Annotated in this window: 23 protein-coding genes and 2 rRNA genes; 8 read left to right on the top strand and 17 right to left on the bottom strand. The window is 29.9% G+C overall.

Going from position 1 to position 26,297, the window contains the following annotated elements:
• Positions 1-183: 183 nt before the first annotated feature.
• Positions 184-948: a MerR family transcriptional regulator gene (locus tag T514_RS0116620; protein WP_027625786.1), complete on the bottom strand. Its 765-nt coding sequence runs from the start codon at positions 946-948 to the stop codon at positions 184-186.
• 249 nt (positions 949-1,197) lie between these two features.
• On the opposite strand from T514_RS0116620, the gene T514_RS0116615 reads away from it, so the two are divergent.
• Positions 1,198-1,929, top strand: coding sequence for a FadR/GntR family transcriptional regulator (locus T514_RS0116615; protein ID WP_027625785.1), 732 nt, complete (start codon positions 1,198-1,200; stop codon positions 1,927-1,929).
• 59 nt (positions 1,930-1,988) lie between these two features.
• On the opposite strand, the gene T514_RS0116610 is transcribed toward T514_RS0116615, so the two are convergent.
• The 10 genes from T514_RS0116610 to T514_RS0116565 form a co-directional block, all read right to left on the bottom strand.
• Positions 1,989-2,927, bottom strand: coding sequence for an AEC family transporter (locus T514_RS0116610; RefSeq protein ID WP_027625784.1), 939 nt, complete (start codon positions 2,925-2,927; stop codon positions 1,989-1,991).
• Between the two features lie 85 nt (positions 2,928-3,012).
• Complete coding sequence (locus T514_RS0116605) at positions 3,013-4,278, bottom strand: Glu/Leu/Phe/Val family dehydrogenase (protein ID WP_027625783.1); 1,266 nt, start codon at positions 4,276-4,278, stop codon at positions 3,013-3,015.
• 21 nt (positions 4,279-4,299) lie between these two features.
• Positions 4,300-4,674, bottom strand: a complete 375-nt coding sequence (locus T514_RS0116600; RefSeq protein ID WP_027625782.1) for a DUF1667 domain-containing protein — start codon at positions 4,672-4,674, stop codon at positions 4,300-4,302.
• On the bottom strand, positions 4,671-5,912 hold the full coding sequence (locus tag T514_RS0116595) for an NAD(P)/FAD-dependent oxidoreductase (protein WP_027625781.1): 1,242 nt from the start codon (positions 5,910-5,912) through the stop codon (positions 4,671-4,673). Before T514_RS0116595 ends, T514_RS0116600 begins: the two co-directional genes overlap by 4 nt.
• The gene (locus T514_RS0116590; RefSeq protein WP_027625780.1) at positions 5,912-7,369 is read right to left on the bottom strand and encodes an NAD(P)/FAD-dependent oxidoreductase; all 1,458 of its coding nucleotides are present in this window, start codon (positions 7,367-7,369) and stop codon (positions 5,912-5,914) included. The genes T514_RS0116595 and T514_RS0116590 overlap by 1 nt, the downstream gene beginning before the upstream one ends.
• Before the next feature lie 401 nt (positions 7,370-7,770).
• On the bottom strand, positions 7,771-10,353 hold the full coding sequence (locus T514_RS0116585) for an ABC transporter permease (protein ID WP_051542097.1): 2,583 nt from the start codon (positions 10,351-10,353) through the stop codon (positions 7,771-7,773).
• Positions 10,353-11,033 carry an ABC transporter ATP-binding protein gene (locus tag T514_RS0116580; RefSeq protein WP_027625778.1) on the bottom strand — a complete coding sequence of 227 codons (681 nt, stop codon included), beginning with the start codon at positions 11,031-11,033 and terminating at the stop codon, positions 10,353-10,355. The genes T514_RS0116585 and T514_RS0116580 overlap by 1 nt, the downstream gene beginning before the upstream one ends.
• A gap of 110 nt (positions 11,034-11,143) precedes the next feature.
• On the bottom strand, positions 11,144-12,184 hold the full coding sequence (locus tag T514_RS0116575) for a sensor histidine kinase (RefSeq protein ID WP_034869471.1): 1,041 nt from the start codon (positions 12,182-12,184) through the stop codon (positions 11,144-11,146).
• Positions 12,177-12,869: a response regulator transcription factor gene (locus T514_RS0116570; protein WP_027625776.1), complete on the bottom strand. Its 693-nt coding sequence runs from the start codon at positions 12,867-12,869 to the stop codon at positions 12,177-12,179. The genes T514_RS0116575 and T514_RS0116570 overlap by 8 nt, the downstream gene beginning before the upstream one ends.
• Positions 12,870-12,973: 104 nt before the next feature.
• Positions 12,974-13,732: a GGDEF domain-containing protein gene (locus T514_RS0116565; protein WP_027625775.1), complete on the bottom strand. Its 759-nt coding sequence runs from the start codon at positions 13,730-13,732 to the stop codon at positions 12,974-12,976.
• A 404-nt stretch (positions 13,733-14,136) separates the two neighbouring features.
• Here T514_RS0116565 and T514_RS0116560 point away from each other — a divergent pair, with 404 nt between their 5' ends.
• From T514_RS0116560 to T514_RS0116550, 3 genes are all read left to right on the top strand, one after another.
• The gene (locus tag T514_RS0116560) at positions 14,137-15,120 is read left to right on the top strand and encodes an asparaginase (RefSeq protein WP_027625774.1); all 984 of its coding nucleotides are present in this window, start codon (positions 14,137-14,139) and stop codon (positions 15,118-15,120) included.
• Positions 15,121-15,139: 19 nt separating this feature from the next.
• Positions 15,140-15,601 (top strand): Lrp/AsnC family transcriptional regulator, encoded by a 462-nt coding sequence (locus T514_RS0116555; protein WP_027625773.1) that lies wholly within the window; start codon positions 15,140-15,142, stop codon positions 15,599-15,601.
• 89 nt (positions 15,602-15,690) lie between these two features.
• Positions 15,691-16,416 carry a hypothetical protein gene (locus T514_RS0116550; RefSeq protein ID WP_027625772.1) on the top strand — a complete coding sequence of 242 codons (726 nt, stop codon included), beginning with the start codon at positions 15,691-15,693 and terminating at the stop codon, positions 16,414-16,416.
• Between the two features lie 99 nt (positions 16,417-16,515).
• On the opposite strand, the gene T514_RS0116545 is transcribed toward T514_RS0116550, so the two are convergent.
• Both T514_RS0116545 and T514_RS0116540 read right to left on the bottom strand, forming a co-directional pair.
• On the bottom strand, positions 16,516-17,391 hold the full coding sequence (locus T514_RS0116545; RefSeq protein ID WP_027625771.1) for a fumarylacetoacetate hydrolase family protein: 876 nt from the start codon (positions 17,389-17,391) through the stop codon (positions 16,516-16,518).
• An 87-nt stretch (positions 17,392-17,478) separates the two neighbouring features.
• Entirely contained in the window at positions 17,479-18,675 is a 1,197-nt protein-coding gene (locus T514_RS0116540; RefSeq protein ID WP_027625770.1) for a pyridoxal phosphate-dependent aminotransferase, read from the bottom strand.
• A gap of 406 nt (positions 18,676-19,081) precedes the next feature.
• Here T514_RS0116540 and T514_RS0116535 point away from each other — a divergent pair, with 406 nt between their 5' ends.
• The 3 genes from T514_RS0116535 (at position 19,082) to T514_RS0116525 (ending at position 22,023) form a co-directional block, all read left to right on the top strand.
• Complete coding sequence (locus T514_RS0116535) at positions 19,082-20,920, top strand: sigma-54 interaction domain-containing protein (RefSeq protein ID WP_051542095.1); 1,839 nt, start codon at positions 19,082-19,084, stop codon at positions 20,918-20,920.
• Positions 20,921-21,139: 219 nt separating this feature from the next.
• Positions 21,140-21,559: a bacteriohemerythrin gene (locus tag T514_RS0116530; protein WP_027625768.1), complete on the top strand. Its 420-nt coding sequence runs from the start codon at positions 21,140-21,142 to the stop codon at positions 21,557-21,559.
• Entirely contained in the window at positions 21,559-22,023 is a 465-nt protein-coding gene (locus tag T514_RS0116525) for a chemotaxis protein CheX (protein WP_027625767.1), read from the top strand. The genes T514_RS0116530 and T514_RS0116525 overlap by 1 nt, the downstream gene beginning before the upstream one ends.
• Positions 22,024-22,114: 91 nt before the next feature.
• Here the strand turns inward: T514_RS0116525 and T514_RS0116520 are convergent, their stop codons facing one another.
• On the bottom strand, positions 22,115-23,326 hold the full coding sequence (locus tag T514_RS0116520; protein ID WP_051542094.1) for an MFS transporter: 1,212 nt from the start codon (positions 23,324-23,326) through the stop codon (positions 22,115-22,117).
• A 300-nt stretch (positions 23,327-23,626) separates the two neighbouring features.
• Positions 23,627-24,724, bottom strand: a complete 1,098-nt coding sequence (locus T514_RS0116515) for a glycerol dehydrogenase (protein ID WP_027625765.1) — start codon at positions 24,722-24,724, stop codon at positions 23,627-23,629.
• A gap of 125 nt (positions 24,725-24,849) precedes the next feature.
• Here T514_RS0116515 and T514_RS27395 point away from each other — a divergent pair, with 125 nt between their 5' ends.
• Positions 24,850-25,926, top strand: coding sequence for a helix-turn-helix transcriptional regulator (locus T514_RS27395; RefSeq protein WP_027625764.1), 1,077 nt, complete (start codon positions 24,850-24,852; stop codon positions 25,924-25,926).
• 87 nt (positions 25,927-26,013) lie between these two features.
• Here the strand turns inward: T514_RS27395 and rrf are convergent.
• Positions 26,014-26,130, bottom strand: a 5S ribosomal RNA gene (rrf, locus tag T514_RS0116505).
• 80 nt (positions 26,131-26,210) lie between these two features.
• Positions 26,211-26,297, bottom strand: a 23S ribosomal RNA gene (locus T514_RS0116500); the annotation flags it as partial.

Below are 26,297 nucleotides of genomic sequence, written 5' to 3'. Positions count from 1 at the left end.
TTATTTCATAATAACTTAGGAAAGCCTTCCATATTTTCATTTTAATCTAATGAGCTATAGTTTTTATAAACTAATTATAAAGAAATTCTAAACTTTTAAAAAGAGGTTATAGTATACATTATATATACTATAACCTCAAATATTAAAAATTTATACTTTAAATCCAGAAGTTAGCTTGCTTAATCACTTTTCAGTCCCTGTATAAATAAGGATAGCATCCCTTAAAAACTCTGCCATTCCTGTTTGTTTCTTATCATAATACGCTTTAAATCTTTCATCATCAACATACATTTGCGCAAGTCCAGCATGAGCTTCTTTACTATAATTGTTCCAATAAAAGCTTATCCATTGACGATGTAAATCCGCGGCTTTTTGAGCTAGTTCTCCTGATGGATTAGAAGTTTTAAATGCTAAATAAAGAGTTTCCATAATTTCATTTTCAAGCTCAGTAATTTTCTTATACTCTTCCTTACTCATATTATTTAGCTTCTTATTTGATTCATCAATAACTTTATTACCATACTTTTCACGAATTTCTTTTCCATATTTTTTTTCATTATCATCAATTAGTTTTTGCTTAAACCCCTTAAATTTCTCTTTATCATTCATAATAGTTCTCCCTTCTATTGTTTCAATTGTTTTATTAACATTGGCAATTAATAAATCTAATTGCATTCTTTTTTCAAGAAGCTTTTGATGATGTTCCCTCAGTGCTTTTTCCCTATCAAAACTAGGTGAGGCTATAATCTCTTTAATATTTTCTAAACTTATACCCAATTCTTTATAAAAAAGTATTTGTTGTAACATATTAACCTCGTTTTCACCATAAATACGATATCCTGATGAATTAATCCTTGCCGGCTTAAGGATTCCAATTTCATCATAATATCTAAGTGTTCGTGTGCTAACACCTGCTATATGCGCTAGCTTTTGCACTGTATATTCCATATTCTCGCCTCCTGATAGTATAAATATAAACTTTCACGTAGCGTTAATGTCAATACATATATAAAATATTTTTTCTGAAGCATTATATTATATTCATATTACCAATAATCATAATAAGATTTATCTAATAGACCAATTACTTTTGTAGTGTTAGTATAATATATAGACACACGAAGCTCTACCATTTAGAATATAATAAAGAACTTATTTTAGATAATTGTTGTAAAATATATTAATTGAGGTGCCAATATGAATAAAATAGATATGAAACCTGTTAAAAATAAGAAAGCATATTTTCATATAATTGAGACCTTTATTCATTTAATAATGGATAATCAACTTGAATATGGCGAGAGATTATATAATGAAGCAGAATTAATGGAAATTTTAAATGTAAGCCGTCCAACTTTGCGTGAAGCCTTACGAGTTATGGAGTTTTTAGGAATAGTCACTGTATCTCCACGAAAGGGAATTGTTATTAGTAATCCTAAGAATAATAATTATTATTTACCACTAACCTACATTTTAGCCTTTGAAAAAACAAGTAATACAGACCTTTTTGAACTTAGAATGTCCATAGAATTAGAAATGGTTGGCCTTGCTACATCTAGGGCAACAGAAGAAGATTTTGCTGAGTTAAAAAGAGTTTCTGACGAACTTATTAATCTTCCTAGAGGAGATATAAAAAATTTTACTAGGTTAGATCAATTATTTCATATTACTATATTAAATTGTGCTAAAAATGAGTTGTGTTCTAAATTAATGAATACTCTTAATACATTAATTTATGATCAACTAGAGCAAATCCATAGAGCTTTAACAAATGATGATAGAAACAATACAATAGAGAAACATCGTGCAATATATGAGGCACTTATAAGCAGAAATGAAGAACTAGCTAGGAAAGCAATGAGGGATCATCTAGAACATGCTTATGGTGTTACTAAGCAATTACCAAATGTTTTTTATCCAAACTTTTAAACAAGATACTTTATTCTAAAAAACCTTCTTTTCAGCTAAAACTGAAAAGAAGGCTTTTTCTATTGAAGTAATATTTTATATATAGGAATTATAAATAAACTTAATATAGTAGTTACAGTAATCATAATAGCTGCATATTGATAATCTGCATCATAAGACTTAGATACTATAGCAGTATTAGTCATTACTGGCATGGCTGCTTGAATAATAAATACCTTTTTCATAAGTTCAGGTAAAGGGAAAAACTTACACAATAATACTACTAATAAAGGTGATATTATAAATCTTCCTAATAAAATACCTAAATTATCTTTGCTAAAACCTATTCCCTTTAAATCTATATAATACATTGTATTGCCTATAAACAACATAGACAACGGCGTAGTTAGGTTACCTAAATACTTACAAGTATCCATTATAAACTTAGGTACAGGTATAGCTAAAAGTATTAATATTATAGCTACTATAAACCCCATTAATGGAGGTGAGAATATTCTCTTTATGGTACTTATTGATAGAAATCCTTGAGTCTCACCTTTTCCATCTTTACTTATTTCAAAAACACCTATAGTCCAAAAGAATGTGGTATTAGCTATATAATATAATAAAACATAAGGAACACTTTCTGATCCAAATAAAGCCAGATTAACTGGCAATCCAATAAATATAGTATTAGATACAAAAAACATAGATAAAAATGATCCTCGTCTCTTTGGAGTAATATTAAAAACCTTTATAAATATTTTGCCTAGTAAATAGGTACAAGCTATAGATAGAAATGGAACTATAAGTCCCCTTCCCAAACTTAGAAGCTTTGCTCTATCAAAGTCTGACATAAGGTTATTAATCATTAACGCTGGTAAGGATACATTTATAACTATTTTTGAAAATAACTTAGCCCCAGCCTTATCTATCCATCCTTTTTGAGTTAAAATATATCCAATAGCTATCATTATAATAATACTAAATATACTACCAAAAGCATGAAGAAGTTCCACAAGATATCCCCCTTTCAATAATAGAGGAGTGTATTGCTATTATAAACTTATTTATATTTTGAAATATTATTTATGTCCCTTAAACTCAATACCACCCTCTATATTTCATTCCTTCTGCTAATTTATTTATAGCATACATATAAGCAGCATTTCTCATAGTAAAATTATCCTTATCTTTCATTGCCCAAACATTTTTAAATGCCTCTACCAAAAATTTTTCTTCTTTTGTTTTAATATCTTTTTCATTCCAATAGTAATTATTTAAATTTTGCACCCATTCAAAATAAGATACTATAACTCCACCTGCATTTGTTAGTATATCTGGTGTAACTTCAATCCCTTTTTCTTCTAATATCTCGTCAGCTGCTGGTGTTAAAGGACCATTTGCTCCTTCACAAATTAGTTTTGCATTTATTAAATTAGCATTATTAGCATTTATAGAGTTTTCCAAAGCTGCAGGTACCAACACATCTACAGATAGGCTCCAAAACTCCTCTTCTTTTATTTCACAGCTTCCAGAAAATCCGAGCAAAGTTCCTTTTTCATGAAAATAGCTCATTAATTCTTTAATATTTAATCCTTTTTCATCATATATAGCATAAAACCCTTTTTCTCTATCCCATTCTGATACGCTAACTACTCTTCCACCTAAATTTTCTATACAAAGTGCAGCATTACTTCCTACATTTCCAAACCCTTGTATTGCTACTGATGAATGATTTAAGCTTTTACTTAACTTTTTTAAAGCTTCTCTAGCAACTATAGCTATACCTAAACCTGTTGCTTCAGTTCTTCCTTTTGAACCATTTAATACTACTGGTTTACCTGTAAAAGTTCCCCAATGATTCTTTCCGGAGAGCTTATTATATTCATCTGCCATCCATGAAATTATCTGTGCGTTGGTATTTACATCTGGAGCTGGTATGTCTAAATCTTCACCTAAAAATTCACAGAGTTTTTGAACATAACCTCTACTTAATTTTTCCAATTCGCATTTAGATAATGTTTTAGGATCTACTATAACTCCTCCTTTACCTCCTCCAAAAGGAATATTAGCTATGGCACATTTAAATGTCATCCATATTGATAATGCCTTTACTTCATCTAAATTTACTTTTTCATGAAATCTGATTCCGCCCTTTGTAGGCCCCATTGCATTGTTATGCTGACTTCTATATCCCTTAAACACCTTTATAGATCCATCGTCCATTTGCACTGGAATATTAATTTCTACAACCCTGCTAGGCTCCTTAATTAATTCATAGACACTTTCACTTAAATTTAGATTTTTACAGGTTTCTTTAATTGTTTTTTGTACATTTACAAGTGGATTTAACTCCTCAACAATCATAATTTCATCTCCCAAATTTCGTTAAATAGTTACTTGTTCCTTTTCCACAAACTTTGTGGAAATAATATCTGAACCAAGTCCCAGAATGTTTTTAACAATTACTTGATTAATTTTTACTGGTGCATTAACTTCTAACTTTTTAATTTCTTCCATAACATCAAATATCTTTTCCTTTGGAATAGCCTTTGTTGTTCTTACACTAACCAATGGTATTTCACCATTATTTACTTTAACTAAAGATGCAATAGTTCTTTTGGGATTTTGTATTTCTTGTGTCACATACTCCTCTCCTCTTTTACACAAAGCTCCATTTATATTTTTTATACTCTTTTCTTCCCATTCTACAGACAATTCGCATCCATTAGGGCAAATTATGCATGTGATCTGTTTATTCATTGAGCAACCACCACCTTAATATTTTCTTTACTAATAAGTTCTTGCTTTTTTAATATTATGTGTATCATTTCTGCTGGATTTAATTTTTTTAGTTTCTCAACTTTAATAATTTCTTCACCTTGCTTAACTTCTATTGCTCCATCTCTTGAAGGTCTACTTACTCTTAAATATATCTCTACATCTTTTTCTCCGCTTATCTTTTGTGGAACTACATTATTAATAGTCTTATCTGTTGTTATCAAAATTTTATTTTCATTTTGTTTTTCTTCTTTTATATATTTTGCTGCTGCCTCTGCAAGTTTTTCTCCTTCGTTTGATACAAAGTCTACCAAATCATGTACATGAAGAACATTTCCTGCAGCATAAATTCCTTCAACACTTGTCTGTAAATTTTCATCTACAATTGGACCTTTTGTTCTTTCATCTAATTTTACTCCAGCTTTAAGCGACAATTCATTTTCAGGAATAAGTCCAACAGATAATATCAAAGTATCACATTTATATTCCTTTTCTGTTCCCTGGATCGGTTGTCCATTTTCATCTACTTTACTTACAGTTACTGCCTCTAATCTTCCTTTTCCTTTGATATTTGTTACAGTATGACTTAAAAATAGAGGAATATCATAATCATTTAAACACTGTTGTATATTTCTAGGTAATCCACTAGGATAAGGCAATTTTTCTATTACTGCAAGTACCTTTGCTCCCTCAAGTGTCATTCTTCTTGCCATTATAAGTCCTATATCTCCAGAGCCTAGTATAACTACTCTCTCTCCTACCATAATGTTTTTTAAATTCATATAACTTTGAGCTACACCTGCTGTAAATACGCCTGCTGGTCTTGTACCAGGTATGCTAATAGCTCCTCTTGTTCTTTCTCTACATCCCATTGTTAGTACTACTACTTTAGCTTGATATTTCCTTAATCCTTCTCTTGTGGCTACTATAACTTCCTTGTCATTTGTAAGATTTATTACAGTAGCCTCTGTTTGTATTTCAATATTCTCTTTCTCTACCTCTTCTATAAATCTATTTGCATATTCTGGCCCGCTAAGTGCCTCATTAAATCTTACTAAACCAAATCCATCATGAATGCATTGTCTTAATATTCCACCGGGTTTCTTTTCCCTTTCCAATATTAAAATGTCGTCTATTCCTTTTTCTTTTAGCTTTAAGGCTGCTGCAAGTCCAGCTGGACCTGCTCCAATAATAACCGCATCTTTTAATATTGCTTCCATTATCTCACCCTCCCTAAAAACATTTGCCCATTTTCTCTTAAGTAGGTTACTTCGTCTACCTTTTTATTTTTTTCTTTCATAATCATTTTCGTAATTCTAGTCTGACAATATCCTCCTTGACATCTTCCCATCATAGATCTTGTCCTATACTTAATTCCAGTCACTGTACCTACCCCTAATGGATTATTTATCGCCTGCATGATTTCTGCTTTTGTAACTGTTTCACATCTACAAATAATTTCTCCATAATCTGGGTTTTCTTTTATAAGTTCAGCTTGCTTTTCCTCAGATTGCTCTGAGAATTTTAATATTCCCTTTCTTATAGGATTAAAATCTTTATTTTCTTTTAAATCTTCCTTATTTCTGATCTTACCTAATACATATCTTGCAATTGGAACTGCCGAAGTTAATCCTGGAGATTCAATTCCAATTAGGTTAATCATATTTGGTACCTCTTCTCTTTCTTCAATTACAAAGTCTGCATATCCACCTTTTTCTTTGCTCACTAGTTTAGGTCTAATACCTGAGAAGTTTCTAATAAAATGCTCTCTTTTTATTTGAGGTAATATTTTTCTCCCTTCTTTCACAAGCATGTCCATAACTTCTTCGGTAGCCGAATAGTTATCGTTTTCATCAATATATTGAGCACTTGGTCCAATAAATATATTTCCATGAATAGAAGGGGTAAGATGTATTCCAAGTCCTCCTTCTTTTTTATTTGGAACTGGATATGCTGGAATTTGAAGAAATTCCCCTGCCTTTTTATCTAAAATAAAATATTCTCCTCTACATGGATATATGGTATAGTCTGTAATACCAACCATTTTCGCTATTTTATCAGAATTTAATCCTGCACTATTAATTAGCCACTTAGTATGATAAGTTTCTTTATTTTTTGTAGTAACTTCATAATATCCTTCTTTTCTTTGGATACCAGTTACTTCTCTACCAAAGTAAAAATCCACACCATTTTCACAAGCATTTTCTGCTAAAGCTATTGTATATATAAATGGATCTAGTATTCCTGTCATAGGTGAATATAATGCTGCTTTTCCTTCTACATTAGGTGCTAATTCTTTAATTCTTTCTCGAGATACAATTTCTAATCCCGGCACACCATTTTTGTCTCCCTGTTCCTTTAATGCTTTAAGTCCCTTTATATCCTCATCTGTAAAACCAGTTACTAGTTTTCCTAGTCTTTTAAAAGGAATATGGAGTTCTTCTGCTACTTTGTCAAAGCCTAAATTACCTTCTACACAAAACTTTGCCATAAGTGTTCCTGGTTTATTATTAAAACCTGCATGAAGAACTCCACTATTTCTACCACTAGTCTCACATACCACATCTAATTCTTTTTCTAATACACCTATTTTTAATTCATATCTTGAAAATTCTCTTGCAATTGCACTACCAACTACTCCTGAGCCAATAATCATTATGTCATATTGTTTTTGCATTCTCCTCACCTCTCCCTATATTATTAAAGCTTTTACTGAATTATTAAAAATATATTTTCCATTGAATTATCTTATTAAGTTAATTTAGTATACTCAATTAACTTAATATTATTTTAACTTCTTCGGAATATTTTGTCAATATAATTTTCTAAATATTTAATCAATTCTTTTTTCTCTTTTCCTTCTAAAATTATCAATTAATTTAGTGTCTTACAGATTAATAAAAAATAGGTTATAGTGCTAATTACACCATAACCTATTTTTTCTATTTATCAGTGTTAAGTTCCACTCTTGTTTTAAGCCATTCATTAATAGCATTCTTACTAATCCTGTATTCCGAATTTATTTTAACATAAGGCAAATTATACTTCTTATCTTCAATAAGTTTATATTTAATACCTTTATTCTATTTCTCTTAATCTCTCTACTATACTCATCTTGCTAGTAGTTTTGTGGCATACCACGGGTATAATAACAGAAATTGCTACAAGAAATGGCGTACAAATTAATATAGGTATAAGTGTAAAGTGATAGGTAAAAAACCACTTACTTGCTGCAATTGCATCTACAATTAAATAATTAAGCCCCATACCAATTGTAGAAACCATTAATATGGTAAATAAAGAATAGTACAATCCTTCAAATATAAGCATTCTATTGAGCTGCTTACTTGTCATTCCTATACTTTGGAACATTGCATGTTCACGTCTACGTGATATTATACTTGTAATCATAGAGTTAGTAAAATTCAGAATTCCTATTAATGCTACTACAAAACTAAGGGAATATCCTACTGTATTATAGGTTGTTTGAGTTTTCTTAAACTCCTTTACAAATAAATCTCTAGATTCATATCCTAATAAGGGTTCCTTTGTTTTTATATAATCAGCAAGGTAATTTTCAACATTGTCTATATATTTATCTTCTACATCAAATAAAGTTGTCAGTATAATAGGTCTATTTATATTAGACTTAAATTCATCTGATGGAATATAAACTTCTGTTCCATCTCCATAATATTTTCTTGAGCCAATATTGTGGGGCATACTAGCTATTGCCATTACTTTATAGTTTTTTTCATTGCCATTATCATAAGTTATTTTAATATTTTCACCCACATCATAATAAGAGTAAGTATGCTCTCTATCTACATTTTGCATTTTACTTGTATCTACAGGAAATTTTGTTTCAAAACAAGGAAAGCTAATTATAACATAATCTCCTGTAGCAAATTTATCTCCATCAAATTTCCCCTTTTTAATCTCAAATTTATTCCATATAAATTTATCTAATCCGCTAATGTGTAGGGTTATTTCACCAGATTTAAGTGCCTCCTTTGCATCAGTTTTTGTATAAAAGTCATTACTATTTAAGTCAATTGAGTTTTTAAACCAATTCAAAGATTGGTCACTTAGTTTATGCTTAAGCTCTTTATAGTATATTCTTCCAACATCCTTAATTCCTTTAACAGACCCTATTTCATTTACTATATTTTCTGTGACAGTATCTTGACCATTGTACCCTCTTTGAGGATTAAAGTAATTTACATCGGCTATGGCAAAGTCGCTACATATCTCTCCACTAACATATTTATCCATATCAAAGCCTGTAACTATTGTATAAACGCTATTAAAAAGTATTATGCTAAGTGAAAGAGAAGTTATTACAATTAATGCCTTCTTCTTATTTCTAAATATATTAGATAAAGCCATTTTGTGAAGTTTTGCTCCATTAATTGATTTTTTCTTATTTCTCTTTTCGCTAATTGAAGCATCAGTATATCGTACTGCCTCAATAGGTGATATTTTTGAAGCTATTTTTCTAGGTTTACGGCAGCTTATCCATACAGTTATAATTGAAAATAATGCTGAACCTATAAATATTAAAGGATTAGAATCAGTTTTTGCATAAGGATACGCTAATACCTGCATTGCAAAAGGTAAAAGTATTGAGCCTAATATATATCCCATCACTAATCCTATAGGTATTCCTATAATACAGAGTATTATAGCTTGTTTTTTTACTATACTCCTTATTTGTTTTGGAGTAGTTCCTATAGTTTTCAGCACCCCATAAAATTTAGTATCTTTTGCTATTGAAATGTAGAATATATTATAAATTATAAGATATCCACTGAATGTAATAAGTAGTATTGCACCTATTATACTAAGTATTGTTCCTAAACTTGCTACAATATTTGATGCAGTATATGCCCAATTTACACCTATAGGTATATCATCTTTTGTATATCCATTATCATTTAGTACCGTTAGCATCTTTTTTTCTACATTAAAGCTGTTTGAAAACATTACGTCTGCAAAAATAAGTCCTGTAAACCCCACTTCTTTCATATGTTTTTTTACATACTTCTGATCTATTCCTGCAAGATTTGTTTTGACAAACTTTTCTGATACCCATGCCATACTTGAAGTAGCCACATTATCTCCTTTAAAGTATCCTGAAAGAATAAAATCTCGAGTTACTTTTCTACCGTTAATAACATAAGATAGTGTAACCTTTTCTCCTATTTTATGTGGAATTTTAAGCTTATCAAGAACTATTGTATCTGTAGCTATTTCATTTTCCTCTTCAGGCATTCTTCCTGTAGTTGGCAAAGAAAACATAAATTTTGCTCCCTTATCAGTAGCATATCGCATTTCTGTTGGTCTTCTTAAAAGCTCCTTGTTTTCCGCTGGGCTAACAAATATAGAATAGCCAATATCCTTAATAAGCTTATGATCTTTTAATTGATTAAATTCTTCTATAGTAAGAAATTTAAAGGTACCATGAGCACTTCCCCCAACTTGTCTCATAGTACTCTGTTCTATGGATTTACTCATGCTAATTCCTATTGTTAAAAGACTTGTAAATAATATAGTAGTCAATGCTATTGCAACTATTGCAAATATATTTCTCATTTTATTTGCCTTTATACTTTTAAAGGCAATATTGTTAATTGCTCTTTTATTTCTAGTGCCTATCATCAGTCCTTCACCGCCTTGTTCATTATCTTCCCATCTTCAATTCTGATGGTGCGGTCTGCCATTTGAGCTATTTCCTCATTATGAGTTATCATAACTATGGTTTGGTTGAAACGTTGACCTGTGGTTTTTAAAAGTCCTAATACATCCAAGCTTGTTTTGCTATCAAGGTTACCAGTAGGCTCATCTGCAAGAATTATTGCAGGTCTAGTTGCTAACGCTCTTGCAATAGCTACACGCTGCTGCTGTCCGCCTGAAAGGTTATTAGGATAATTTCTAATTTTGCTTTCAATTCCAAGAACAGATATTACACTGTTTACATACCTTTTATCAACCTTATTTCCATCCAGCTCAATTGGAAGGATAATATTTTCATAGGCATTTAATATAGGAATAAGATTATAATTCTGAAATATAAAACCTATTTTTCTGCGTCGAAATATAGTAAGCTCTTCATCATCAAATTCAAATATATTTTTACCTTCAACTTCTACAGTACCTGATGTGGGACGATCAAGTCCACCAAGCATATGCAAAAGAGTACTTTTACCACTTCCAGATGTTCCCACAATAGCAACAAATTCTCCTTGTTCTATATTTAAATCTACTCCATCTAAAGCACTTACTGTATTTTCTCCTTTTCCATAACATTTTTTTAATCCTTTAGTTCTTAACACTGACATTATAATTTCCCCCTAAAAAATATTAGTATATACCTTGTTATGTATATACTATATTATTTAAATCTAACAAACTGCTATCTCAAATATAACAGTTTTGAAATATTTAGGATCTATTTAGTATTGGGTAGAAATATTGAAAATACAGACCCTTTATTAATCTGTGATTTAACCTTAATGTATCCACCCTGTGATGAAATAATTTTTCTTGTAAGATAAAGCCCTATGCCAACCCCCTCATATTGAGATACTCTATCACTTCTGTAAAAACGTTTAAATATATTATTAAATTCATTTTCATGGATTCCTATGCCAGTATCCGAAATATCTATTCTAGTAAATATCTCATACTGCTTAACTGTAACATTAATCTTTCCATTTGCATGTGTATATTTAATAGCATTTTCAAATATGTTAATAAGAGCTTCACTTGTCCATTTGCTATCATGATATGCTTTTATGTCTTCACTACAAGATACTGTAATCTGTATTTTCTTTTTGTCAGCAGAAGAAAATACCTGCTCAACGGAGTTGCTTATTGTTCCAAATACTGGAATCAAAACTTTATTGGCCGACACAATACCTACTTCAAGTCGTGACATTTTGACAAGAGATTGTATCAACCATTTAAGCTTTTCAGATTGAACCTTTATTCCCTTAACTAATTGTTTCTCATCATTATTTATTATAGATTTATCAAGTAGTAATTCTGAATACAGCAAGATATTTGCTATTGGAGTTTTAGTTTGATGTGAAATATCTGAAATAAGACTTTTAATCTTATTTCGTTCCTTATTAATTGCATCTGTATTAGATTTTGATATTGTGACAAAATGATACATTTTGCTTTCCAATGCAGAAATAGAAGTTTCATCGTAATCTATATCTTTATTATCTTTTCCACTTATTGCATCATCTATGATTTCATCAATAGTCTTCATAACTATTGTTACCTTTGATTTTAGTATAAAAACAAAAAAAATTGACAGCATTAACACAGCCAAAGCATATATAAATATAATCCTAACAAAAGTTATTTTTACTACATTTATCCCAGATAATAAAAATGATAACATCCCCACAGTTAGTAGTATAAACAATCCTCCAAAAATGAAATAAACCCTATGAAATGAGTTTTGAGTAACTTTATTCATTAACTTCACCACCAGACCACATATATCCCATGCCATATATTGTTTTTATATATTTGGGGGAATTAGGAGTATCCTCTATTTTATTTCTAAGCCTGCTTACTGTTACAGTAAGAGCATTTTCATCCACATACTCAGATCCATCAGTCCAAATTTTATCAACAAGCTGTGAACGCGATAAAATATTACCTTTGTTAGCTAAAAATATTTTAAGAAGCCTTTGCTCTGTTTTGCTAAGAATAATTCTTTCATCATTTTTAGTAAATTCCATAGTATCAAAATTAAATATCATATTGTCTATTTGAATTTTGTCATCAGTTTTTATACTCTTAGAACGCCTTAATATTGCCATTACTCTTGCTCGTAAAATCATAAGACTAAATGGCTTGGTAATATAATCATCTCCCCCAAGTTCTAATCCTGTAACCACATCAATTTCCATATCATTAGCAGTCAAAAATATTATAGGAACAGAAGATGTCTGACGAATTTCCTTGCATAGATCAAATCCGCTTCCATCTGGTAAGTTTACATCAAGAATAATAAGATCAATTGTTTTATCTAATAGTATCTTCTTTGTTTGTTTAATATTATAGGCTTGTTTAATATCTATATCCTTTTGTCGCAAGGATAACATAATTCCATTATTTAGGGTAATATCATCTTCAACTATAAGTATTGTTAACATAAAACCGCCCTCTTTTTTAATGCAATATAATATATTAATAATCATTTAATTACAGTTAAATTATAACATACGCCTATATACCATTCTATAAAGTTATATATTCATTATGCACGCTTTTTCCTAATTTGTTTATCCTTATACATTCTTTCATCTGCAACTTTTATTAGATCTTCAAGGTTCTTTCCATCATCAGGAAACAGTGAATATCCTAGACTTATTCCTGTATTTTTTTGAGGAAAAATTTCGTAAACCAACTTTTTTATTGTAAATACAATTTCTTCAATTTGTTGTATATCTTCATATTCTAAAATTATAATAAATTCATCTCCACCAATTCTTCCAATATATCCCCTTGTACCTATTGCATCCGTAATAATTTTAGCAGTACTTGTAATATATTCATCTCCCTGTAAATGACCATATCTATCATTAATTTTTTTCATTTCATCAAGATCACAAATAATAACATAAAAAGGACTATTCCTTTCATAAATCTCCTTATATGCTTTCTCCATTCCTTTTCTGTTGAATAAATTTGTCATAGAATCTTTTAATGCTAATTCTTCAAATTTTTCAATAACTTTCTTTGTATAATTACTCCACAATATTATACCTATTATATAAATAATAGCTCCCAAGGTAAAACATGCTTTTATCAATGCATGTATTGATTTAATATTAATTATAGGAGATACCATATCAAAAAAAGTAGCAATTGTAATCAATGATAATCCCATAAGCAATATTCTAAAGGTATAAGTCTTTAATTCCCACTTTTGTCTTGTAAAATGTGATAATCGTATCATATAAAAGAGCAGTAATATAACAAATAAACATACAATTATTTTTTCGATATCCCACATAAAAATACCTCCATAATATTACATTTATCGGTTTATGTATTCTTAACAATTATATATCTCTTATTATTTTTCGTAAATACTACAATATATATTTATATTCAACACAATATTACATAAAGCAACATTAAATCACATGCAAATTTTCATAGTATATAATTTTTATAAAATTTATAACCCATAAATATGGTATTAATTTCATTGATTATTAAATTAAGATATAACCTTATTATTCTTAATTTAATTCATTAAATTTAATAAATTTAATAATTTTATTAAATTTAAACATCATCATACCTTTTATAATGCATGTACACTTAAAATTAGCCATGTTAAACTTAAATTGTTGGTTAAAAGCTGTAGTTAAACAGCTTTTTTATACTATAATATAAGGAAGGATCGTAACAATGAAAAACATTATTATCATCTTTACTGGTGGAACAATATCCATGAAACAGAGCGAAATTACTCATGCAGCTGTACCTGCTATGACAGGTGATGACATTATAAAGCTTACTCCTGGAATTGAAAAAGTAGCAAATGTTGATTTTATAAATTTTGGTATGCTTCCAGGTCCTCATATGACTCCTAAGAAAATGCTTGAACTGTCACAAATAATAAATGATAAAGTTACCTTAGAAGGTTATGATGGTGTTGTTGTTACTCATGGAACAGATTCACTAGAAGAAACAGCCTACTTAGTAGATCTCACATATAAATACACTAATCCTGTAATTTTTGTAGGTTCTATGAAAAACAGCTCAGAATTTGGTTGGGATGGCCCTAGAAACCTAATTGATGCAGTAAATACAGCTGCAGCAGATGAAGCATATAACAGAGGTGTTATGGTAGTTATGAATAATGAGATACATGCTGCTTCACAAGTCACTAAAACTAATACTCATACTCTCGACACTTTTAAGAGCATGGATTTTGGCCCTATCGGCTTTGTTGACAATGAAAAAGTATATTTCTACTACAACTATACCAAAAGACAATATATCCCAGCTGCAAATACCACTAGTCAAGTGGATATAATAAAATGTGGCTGTGGTATGGATGATCGCCTCATAAGATTTTGTGTAGACTCAGGTACGCAAGGTTTAATCATTGAAGGAATGGGCAGAGGAAATATTCCACCAAAGATGGTTCCAGGTGTAGAATATGCTTTAAATAAAAATATCCCTGTAGTTCTAGTTTCAAGATGTCTTATGGGCAAAGTTCTTGATGACTACGGTTATGAAGGCGCAGGAAGAGAACTTACTCAAAAGGGAGTTATTTTAGGAGATAATCTTAACGCACATAAAGCAAGAATAAAGCTTATTGTCGCACTTGGATATACAAATAAAGTATCTGAAATAAAGGATATATTTGAAAAGGATTATTATTGATAACAAGGAGGCATTATATATGGATTCTACCGATCATAAAATTCTAAAAGTACTTTTACAGGATGGAAGAATATCCATGAAGGAACTTTCCCAAAAAGTATCCCTTTCAGCACCTGCAACCGCTGAAAGAGTAAAAAGACTTGAAGAAATTGGTGTGATAAATGGCTATAAGGCTATTATTAACTATGAAAAAATAGGGCAAACAATCAATGTTCTTATTAATGTAGACATGAACATTCAGCAAAACGAAAAATTTATGGAGTTCATTAAAACTGAGGATTCAATTATAGAGTGTCATCATGTAACAGGACCCTATTGCAAAATTCTAAAAGCCAGAGTTCCTGATATGCCGAGCCTAGAAAAGTTGATCGGAAAAATTCAGGTATTCGGAAATACTGAAACATTCATAATCCTCTCTTCTACTATAAAAGACAATGTAAACATTGCCCCCCAAAAATACTCCATGAAAGGTAGAGAATAAAACTAGGTCTATCTAATGGTTTAAACTTATAGCATATTTGCTTCTTAAGGCATAATATATAGAAATCTTATAATGTAAAGGAGCAATTTATGTATAATTGTTATTTTAGAGCTGATAATATGTATCCAAGCATCGTTTCTTATGCATGGGGAGATGTTACTGGCGACAAAATACCAGACAACATATATTTAACTGGTATAAGAACCCCACCTAGTCCATTTACCCAAAATATTACCCTTGTAATACAGGATGGAGTTACAGGCAAGTTTACTAGTATACCATTAGCTGAAAATACAGGATATAATCCTAATTTGCTTTTAAATGATTTTACTGGAGATGGTGTAGCAGATATACTAATAAGCATTGATTCAGGTGGTAGTGGCGCAATAATGTATCATTATATTTATTCATTTATCAATAATAAGGAAAAATTATTATTTGACTTTAATGCATATAATGAGGAATATAAATATGATGTTACTTATAAAGATAATTACAAGGTCGAAGTTATCAGTAGAAAAAATAATCTGAAATATATTATAGATATATCTAATAAAAGCGCTACTTACTTAAATGAAATATATGATAAAAACGGTAAACTAAGAGCCCCAATTAGTGGATTTGTAAATCCGTTAAGCGGATTGTATCCTGTGGATTTTGATTCTAATAAAGTATATGAACTATTGGCATATCAAAAAATAGCTGGAAGATATAATGCAGACTCCTTAGGATATGTTTTGAATACTTTAAAATGGGAAAATAATAAGTTTGTTTTAATTAATCAAAATGTAGTTATTTGGGGCTCAGAAGTATAAAACCTTTTTTCACTCAAAGCAGAAGAAGTTATGCTACTATATACCATCGCTTTTTCTGCTTTGAATGAGGTTATTATTATATCAGTATCCTCCATCGTTTTATAATTTTTTATCAATAACTGGATTAATCAAACTTTGAAATCCATCAATCCAGCATTCTGCAACATCACCATGATTAATTTGAACAGCTCTAGGTGTACCAGTTGAAATAATATCACCTGGAAACATTCTCATAACCTTTGAGTGAAATGAAACCAAATAATCTGGTGGAAAAGTCATATTTTTTACAAAATTTTGGCCTTGTACCTTTCCATTTAATACAGTGGATACTTTTAATTTTAAAACATCCTCAATCTCGTCAGGCGTGACCAACTGTGGTCCAAAGCTAAAAAAAGTTTGAAAACTTTTTGCACGGGTCAAATATCTAGGATTTTTCCTCAAAATATCTTCTGCTGTCATATCCATTATTGTTGTAAAACCTGCAATAACATTTAACCAATCTTCTTTTTCAACATTTTCACATTCCTTGCTAAAGATTATTCCTAGTTCTGCCTCTGCAGTAGTTTTTTCAGATTGAATGGGTATTTTAATTGTATCACCATGTCCAATAATAGTTGTATCAGGTTTAAAAAAACTAGCAGGCTCAGTATTAGGTGCTTTCTCAGATAAATCAGCTGCATGTTCCACATAATTAAGTCCTATACCAAAAATTTTTCTCGGATAACGATATAAGGGAGCAAATTTAATTTCCGGAAAATAAATAACATCTTCCTTCAATGCTTCTAATTGCTCTTTGCCACCATGACAATACCAACTGTTTATCTCTTCAAGTTGACCAGATTTAATAATTCCAAATGTATCAGTTTCCCAATTCTCATTAAATCTTTTATTTATTGAACTTATCGGTACAACACCATTTGAAGTTACAATACTTCCTACTTCTAAACCATTTAACTTTATTGTTGATATTCTCATATTATATTTCTCCTTTATACTTAAAAAATTTTATAATATCCATAATTTTAGCTTTTTTAATTAAGTCTCTCTATAAAGAAATTTTCATTAAACATTATCAAGTTTTTTTAACGCTTTCTCTATTTGATTTAATGCCCTTTTAATGTCTTCAATAGGGGTAACATATGATAGCCTAATATACCCCTCCGCAGCAAAGGCTTCTCCAGGAACTACTGCCACATGAGCTTCATCAAGTAAAAAAGTAGCTACATCCATTGAACTATTTATTATTTTATTTCCCACTTTCTTTCCATACAATCCTTTAACATTTGGAAAAACATAAAATGCACCTTTAGGTATCCTACAGTTGATACCATTAAGTGAATTAAGCTTATCTACTATATATTTTCGTCTCCTATTATATTCAGGTATCATTAAATTATAATCTTCATTATAGAGCAATGCATATAGTCCAGCCTTTTGTGAAATAGAATTAGGATTTCCTGTAATATGTCCCTGAAGTTTATCAATTGCTTCTATAATATCAACAGGTCCTGCTGCATAACCAAGTCTCCAACCAGTCATGGCATAAGCTTTGGACCACCCGTTTATAGTTACAGTAAGTTCTTTAATTTTCTCATTAATCCCTGCTATGCTTATATGCTTTTCACTGTCATAAATCAACTTTTCATAAACTTCATCTGCAATAATAAATATCTGATTTTTCACTGCTAATTCAGCAATTTCCTTTAAAACATCTTTTCCATAAACTGCGCCTGTTGGATTGTTTGGCGTACTTAATATGATAGCTTTTGTCTTTGGAGTTATCTTCTCAGCTATAGCATGTGGCTCAGGTACAAAATTTTTTGCTTCCAATGTTTCTACTAAAATCGGTTTAGCCCCAACCATCTTAACCTGTTCTGTGTAACTTACCCAGCAAGGTGTAGGAATAATCACTTCATCACCCGATCCACATAAAGATAGTAATGTATTATAAATTACCTGCTTTGCACCAGTAGATACCACAATCTCTTCAGGGCTGTATTCTATTCCATTTTCATTTTTTAATTTTAAGGAAATTGCCTCTTTAAGTTCTTTAATCCCAGAAGTAGCAGTGTATCTGGTAAAATTATCCTCAATGGCTTTTATACCTGCTTGTTTTATTGCTTCAGGAGTATTAAAATCTGGCTCTCCCTGAGCAAATGAAATAATATCAATTCCCTCTTTTTTTAGCTTTTTAGCCTTTTCTCCAATTGATAAGGTCATAGATGGAGAAATATTATTTGCAGTAAAGGATGTTCTCATTTAACTAATTACCTCCTTATTCTAGTATTTTTTATAATGTCATTAGCTATATTTGTAATTACTAATTGTTATAAAGCAATTTTCATACCAGTTAACATCAAATATTCTAAATAAGAAGTTACAAGCTATATATATGTACTGAAAAAATCTTAATAAAATTCATTTACTACTGGAAACCTTAGCTATAAACAGCATATAATAAACTTTCAACTTATATGCAAAAAACTTAGTAAATCCCATCTGCTACTTATCAGTTTTCGTTTCTTAATTCCCAATGCTTTTCTCACTTTTGGCAATAAATTTCTGATTTTTACCAATATATTTCTCATTATCAAGAATACTTTCGAAGGAATTTGAGAGTTTTTATAGAACCTTTTATAATAAATACATGAAAGAGGTGAGCATAGTGCCTATTTTAAAAACTAAAGAAATCCAAAGCTTTGCTCAACAGATTGCGGAAGCTATTAGCTCAGTTTTAGATATCGATATTACAATTGTAGATACTAATATGACAAGAATTGCTGGTACCGGAGTATATTATAAAGATATTAACACTGTATTACCAGAAAGTTATACATTTCAAAAAGTTTTAAACACCGGCAAAAATTATTTTATATCAAATCCTGGTAGTTCAGAAACCTGCAAAAGTTGTATAGGAAAGAGCTTCTGCAAGGAAAAGGTCACAATGCTTATTCCAGTAATAGTTGATGGGAAAACAGTAGCTGCAATAGGTTTAATTGCTCTTACAATTGAACTTGCAAACAAAATCTTAAGTAACTATGAAAATTATTTAAATTACATGGAAAAAATGTCGGATTTGTTAGCTACAAAGATAAAAAATGAACTAATGCTTAAACAAACCTTATTACTAGCTCAAAATCTTAGTGCAATAACTGAAGCTTATACTGAGGGTATAATCTCAATTAACTCTGAAGGAATAGTAATTCATTTTAATCATAACGCTGAAATTATTCTAGGAATGAAAGCACATTCAATATTAAATAAAAACTTTGAAGACAAAATAACCTGCGATTCTATTACAAAAACCTTAGAAACTGGAGTACCGTTAGATTCAGTACATTCGATTTTTAAAACTATTAATCGTAAAATTCCAGTAATACTAACCATACAACCACTTAAATATAACTATATAACTCAAGGTATTGTATGCTTTTTTCAGGAATTAAATAAAACCAGAAAAAAGTTTGAATCTTTTACATTAGCCAACACAAGATATACATTCGATTATATAAAAGGTGGCAGTTCTTCAATTGAAAAAGTAAAAAATCTAGCTAAAAAAATAGCTCCGTCTGATTCCACTGTACTTCTATCTGGTGAAAGTGGTACTGGAAAAGAATTATTTGCAAAAGCAATTCACTCATCAAGTAAAAGAAAAGATATGCCTTTTATAGCCATTAATTGTAGTGCAATACCTGATACTTTGTTAGAAAGTGAACTATTTGGATATGAAAGTGGCTCTTTTACGGGGGCAAGCAAAAGTGGAAAACCTGGAAAATTCGAATTAGCTCACCAAGGTACACTTTTTTTAGATGAAATAGGTGATATGCCTTTAAGCTTACAACCTAAAATTCTTAGAGTACTTCAGGAAAAGGTTATTGAAAGAGTTGGGGGGATTATGCCTAAACCTGTAGATGTAAGAATTATTGCAGCTACAAATAGAAATTTACAGCAACTTATTAAAAAAAATTTATTTAGACAGGACTTATACTATAGAATTAATGTTATTCCTATAAACATCCCTCCACTAAGACAAAGAAAAGAAGATATTATTCCTCTATCCAGATGCTTTTTAAAAAAATATGCTAACCTATTATCAAAAGATATTAATGATTTTGAACAATATAGTATCATAAAATTAATAAATTATCATTGGCCAGGTAATGTAAGAGAATTAGAAAATGCTATAGAATATGCTGTTAACATAGAAACAAACCACCTTATCTCACCATATAGTTTACCTGAATTAATAATATCTTCTCAATCACGTGTAAATAATAAAACAGAAGATGTTTCTTATGAAGAACCTATACCAAGTTTAAATAGATCTTTAAAAATATCAATTAATGAATCTGAAAGACAACAAATTATAAATGCACTTTATATATATGGATATTCAACTCAAGGCAAGAAACAGGCTGCTGAGTATTTAGGTATTGGGCTAAGCACACTATACAGGAAAATTAAAAAATTAAATATAACCTTTAATTCTAAAGACATCTCCTAATCTCGAATAACTACTATATGTTTCTTAAACTTAAAAACAATAATTTAACTAAAGATGAAGGTAAAAAAGCATCTTTTACACATTTATTTTTTCTTAAAATGTTACCTACATCATTTAATCTACATAAATGAATATTTGACAATACTTGAATTAATATATATAATCACCTTAAATGTATACCATATTTATATAATTTCAAATAAGGGGATGGATTTAAAAATGATGTGGAAAGAAAAGTATAAAGTTGGCGTAGAATTAATTGATACCCAGCATGAAGAGTTATTTAAACGTGTATCAGAATTTATAGAAGTAGTTCAGAATGAAAATAATTGGGAAGATAAGATAGATAAAGTTAAAGAAACTATGATTTTTATGCAAGAATATGTAATAACCCATTTTAATTCCGAGGAAATTTATCAAGAAAAAATAAATTATCCAGATTTAGAAAGTCATAAAAAAATACATAGTGATTTTAAAAAAATGGTTAATGACTATGCAACTATTCTAGAAAGAGATGGGTATCCTAAAAAAGTAGTACAAGAACTTGCTGGTAAACTAATGGCTTGGCTTATTATGCATGTAGCTCAAACAGACCAAAAAATTGGTTTGTACGTAAAACATCAAGGAGGCGAAATGTAGTGAAGTCAGAATATATAAATGCATTTTATAAAGCAACTATAGATGTATTCCACTTAATGCTTGATGTTGAAATAAAAAGAGGAGATTTATCACTAGTTGAAGGAATGATAAGCAGTAAAGATGCAAATGTTGTTCTTGGTGTAACTGGAGACCTTAAAGGCTCAATTCTCTTTGGTTTACCTAAAGAAATGGCTTTAAAAATGATAAAAATCATGTGCAGCATGGAAATGGACGAGATAGACAGTTTTGTATCTTCTGCTTTAGGAGAAATGGCCAACATTATAGGTGGTAATGCTTTAACAATTTTAAATTCTAATAATTATGTATGTGATATTGTACCACCACAAATTTTTATAGGTGAATATAAATCTTATTCAATGGCTAATAAAAAAGCTTTACTTCTACCAATTTTAACATCAATAGGTAATTTTGATATACACATATTTTTAGAAGAAGAAAATTAAGTTTTATTAAAATTTTACTAATGTTGCCAGAAAGTATCAATACTTTCTGGCTTTAATTTTTTATATTTCTCTACAACTTACACTCTCACTATTACCTATAACCCCTATTCTTGATCAAATAGGATACATATATAATTAAATACACTACAAATAATAAAGATGAATATAAAAACATATCACTATAACTTGTTAATTGAACTACTAAACCTAAAATTATAGTGCCTCCGCCTATACCTAAATCAAAAGCGTTATAAAATGTAGCACTAGCTAAATTTCTTTTATCTTCTGGAACAATATTAATAGTTAAAGCTTGTAATGATGGAAAAAGTGCACCAAAGCCAATTCCATAAAATAAGGAAGATATCATCATATTAGTATTATTAGATATTTTAGCTAGTATAATAGTTCCTATTAATGCAAATACAGCACCAGGAATTAAAACCCAAGCTGGGCCTTTTGTATCAAATATTTTCCCTACAAACAATCTTACAATAATTTCACATATAGCAACTCCCATAAAGAACCAACCTACATTACTAATACCAACTTGTCTCCCAAATAAAGCAATAAACCCTAAAATACCACCATAAGAGAATCCTAAAAGCATAATAAGAATAGATGGTACTAATGCTTTTGGTTCAAAAAAGCTAGACATATCTAATTTAACTTTTTTCTTTTCTTTCCTATTTAATTTTGGTCCTTCATCTTTTGATATTAAGCACATAAAAATAATTGCTATTACTACCAAGATAGCTGCAAAGGTAAATAATCCTTTAACCTTAAAAGAATTAAGAACCCAAATTCCAAGAAAAGAACCTAAAGACATTGCAATAGTAGACCCTAATCCAAAGTATCCTATACCTTCTCCCATACGTTCATTGGGGATTGAGTTGGTAACTATAGTGACTAATAATGTTGTCACTAATCCAAAACCAAAACCATGTAAAATACGATCAACTAATATTATTCCTACAGTTTTTGACAAATAGTAACCTATAGTAGTAACTACACAAATCCAAGAGCCTAGCATTAGTGATTTTTTTCTACTAAAACCAGGCATTGCTGTATCAGAAAAAGGCCTTATTATGATAGCTGAAATAGTAAACATACCCATTATTATTCCAACTATAGAGTCACTTCCACCACATTGAGAAATATATACCGGTAATGTTGGAAGCAGCATTTCAAAAGATAAAAAAAAGAAAAAATTAGCAATAGACAAATATATAAATTGGCTTGTCCATAAAGTTTGTTTTTTTGTTATAATCTCATTATCAATATCATTTTCCTGTAAGTTTTCCATAGTTATCTCCAATCCTAAATATATAATAATTTACTACATATTAAATAAAATATTTTAAACAAGCTTATTTGTAAAATATAATATTATGTAAACATGCGAGTTAAATTATAACATATAATACTTTATTAGGCTACGCTTATAATCATATTTTGTTAACAATTACTATAATTTTCTTAATTATAGTAAACATGTGTATAAAATAACTTATCCATAACAAAAATGAAATACTAAAAATCCGTTTATTATACTTCTAAATATAATAAACGGATTTCCTTTTCCTAACATTAAGCAATATCTATTTTATTTCTTTAAATATTCCTGACCTAACAAATCTACAGTGAGTAATGCATCATATAACTGATCTGGTGTCACATCACCAGCCATATTATGTATTGTTTCCCCTGGTATACATGCTTTTTCAGCTGCAATACGTACTCTTGTTACATCAGTTACCCCAACTTCTTTTAATGTAACTGGTAGTCCTACACTATAACAAAAATCCATTACTTCCTTTATTTCTTCTTTTGGAGCGTTTTCTATAATTAATTGAGCAATAGTCCCAAATGCAACTAAAGAACCATGCATAGTCTTTTCACATTCTGGCAATGCAGTAAATCCATTGTATACAGAATGAGCCACTGCTAGTCCACCATTATCAGCACCTACTCCACTTAAATAAGTTGTAGCTTCTACAATTGCTTCAAATGCTGAGGTTACTAAATGATTTTCACAAGCTAACTTTGCTTGATAACCACATTTAATTAATGTTTTATAACATAATTCACAAAGAGCCATTGCGGATAATGCAATGCCACCATTTTCTAAACTTGGCGCATCAGTCCTCACACAAGCTCTTGCTTCAAAATAAGTTCCAAGTGCATCTCCCATACCTGCTACTAAAAATTTCACTGGAGCATTTGCAATAACCTGTGAATCAACAATAACCGCTTCTGGATTTCTTGGATAAAATAAATAACTATCAAATGTACCATCATCATTATAAATAACAGAAAGTCCAGTACATGGTGCATCAGTTGCACATACAGTAGGTATAACTACTACTGGACATTTTTCATAATGCGCTGTTGCTTTAGCAGTATCAATTGCAGAACCACCACCAATTCCTACAACAACTTCAATTTTATCTTCTCTTACTATCTTTCTCATCTTTTCAATTTCGCCATTAGAACTAATTCCACCAAAGACTTCAAAACGTAGTTTACAATTTGTTCCTTCAAAACTCTTCTCTATTTTTTCATAGCAACTCTTATATCCACTATTGCTACAGATAAATAGAAAAGATTTTCCTAAGTCCTTTGTTTCATCATAAAGTTTCAATAATGCACCTTTGCCTTGAACATATTTTAATGGGGCACGTAACAACTTCAATACAGCCATAATGATACCTTCCTTTCAGAAAATATTGTTAATTTATTGACAAACATATTGTAGCATTTATATAATAAAATCACAATTACACAAACACCCTATTTATATAGGGCATTTGTCCTAGAGGTGATAAAATGGATATTTTGGATAAAGAAGATTACAAAAAATTATTAGAATTTTCAAAAGGATTAAATCCTATAGATATTAATTTTCAAGAAAATACTCTTAAATTAATACTACAGTATTTCGATTTTTCTGGTGCTGCCTTCCCAATAATAGATGACAACGGTTATTATCATCGTCTTGCTTATGCAAATTTCAATCAATTATCTATGGTCATCTATAATAATTATTGCTATGAGCAAGATTTTTTTGCTCCAGCTAATTACAATAAAAATTTAGAAAAGACTGTTTTAATGGTAGATGATTTTATGACTTTTGATGAGTACGAATCTTCTGCTTTATATAATGACGTATTATCTCGTAATAATTTCTATTATGAAGCATTAGTACTTCTAAGAGGAGAACATAATGAATATATTGGAGCTGTAGCAGTTTATCATAAAAGGGATTCCTTTGGATTTACTGAAAAAGAACGACTAATTCTAAAAGAAATTGGTATTATTATTGAAAAACAGTTTCAATTTTATCTCCACCTTCATGAGAAAAATCTAAATTCTACTACCATTCATAATCTATTATTTCGTTTACCTATTGGTATGATTTTGTGTAACAGTAACTTTCAAATTCTTCAAATTAATCAGGAAGCTATGCGAATTTTAGAATTATTCACAGGTAAGAATTCTATTAATTCCATTGAGAAATTAATTAAAGATCAGATTTTACCAATACATATTCAGTGTGGAATGACGCAATATCATTTGCAAGGAAAAATGGATTTAGAGATTTCCATAGAACATTTAATTACTAAAGACTCGGAAAAAAATCAGTATTTAACTAATTATGCTATCTTCTTTCAATATATTCGTGAAAAAAAAGATATAAAATGGATTAACTTAATGGAAAGTAAAGGAATAACTAAACGTGAATGTCAAATAGCGGATTTTCTTCGCATGGGCTATACTAATGCTAAGATTGCAGAGAACCTAGGCATTAGTGAAAATACAGTTAAACGTCATAAAGAAAAAATCTATAAAAAACTAGAAATCAATCGTGTAAATCAGTTAAATTTACTATATGAACAAATATAATTATTATTTACATAATAAAAAGCTTAATATATACACAAACTATAAAAATAAAAAAACACCAAGTAAAACCTTGGTGTTTTTATAATTACCTGGCGACGACTTACTCTCCCACAAGGCCTCCCTTGCAGTACCATCAGCGCTTCAAAGCTTAACCTTCGTGTTCGGTATGGGAACGGGTGTTACCTTTGAGCCATAATCACCAGATGCTGATTTACAGAAATCTTCGATTTCGTTTTAAATCAGTTTGAAAGAAATATTCTTTCAAAATTGCACAAAGTAATTTTAAGATCAAGCCCTCGACCTATTAGTACTAGTCAGCTGAATGTATTGCTACACTTACACCTCTAGCCTATCAACCTTGTGTTCTTCAA

Origin of the sequence: Clostridium lundense DSM 17049 (assembly GCF_000619945.1) — a bacterium.
Taxonomy (GTDB): Bacteria; Bacillota; Clostridia; order Clostridiales; family Clostridiaceae; genus Clostridium_AO; species Clostridium_AO lundense.
Note: the sequence above shows the minus strand (reverse complement) of the source record. Positions and strands in the feature narration are given on the sequence as shown.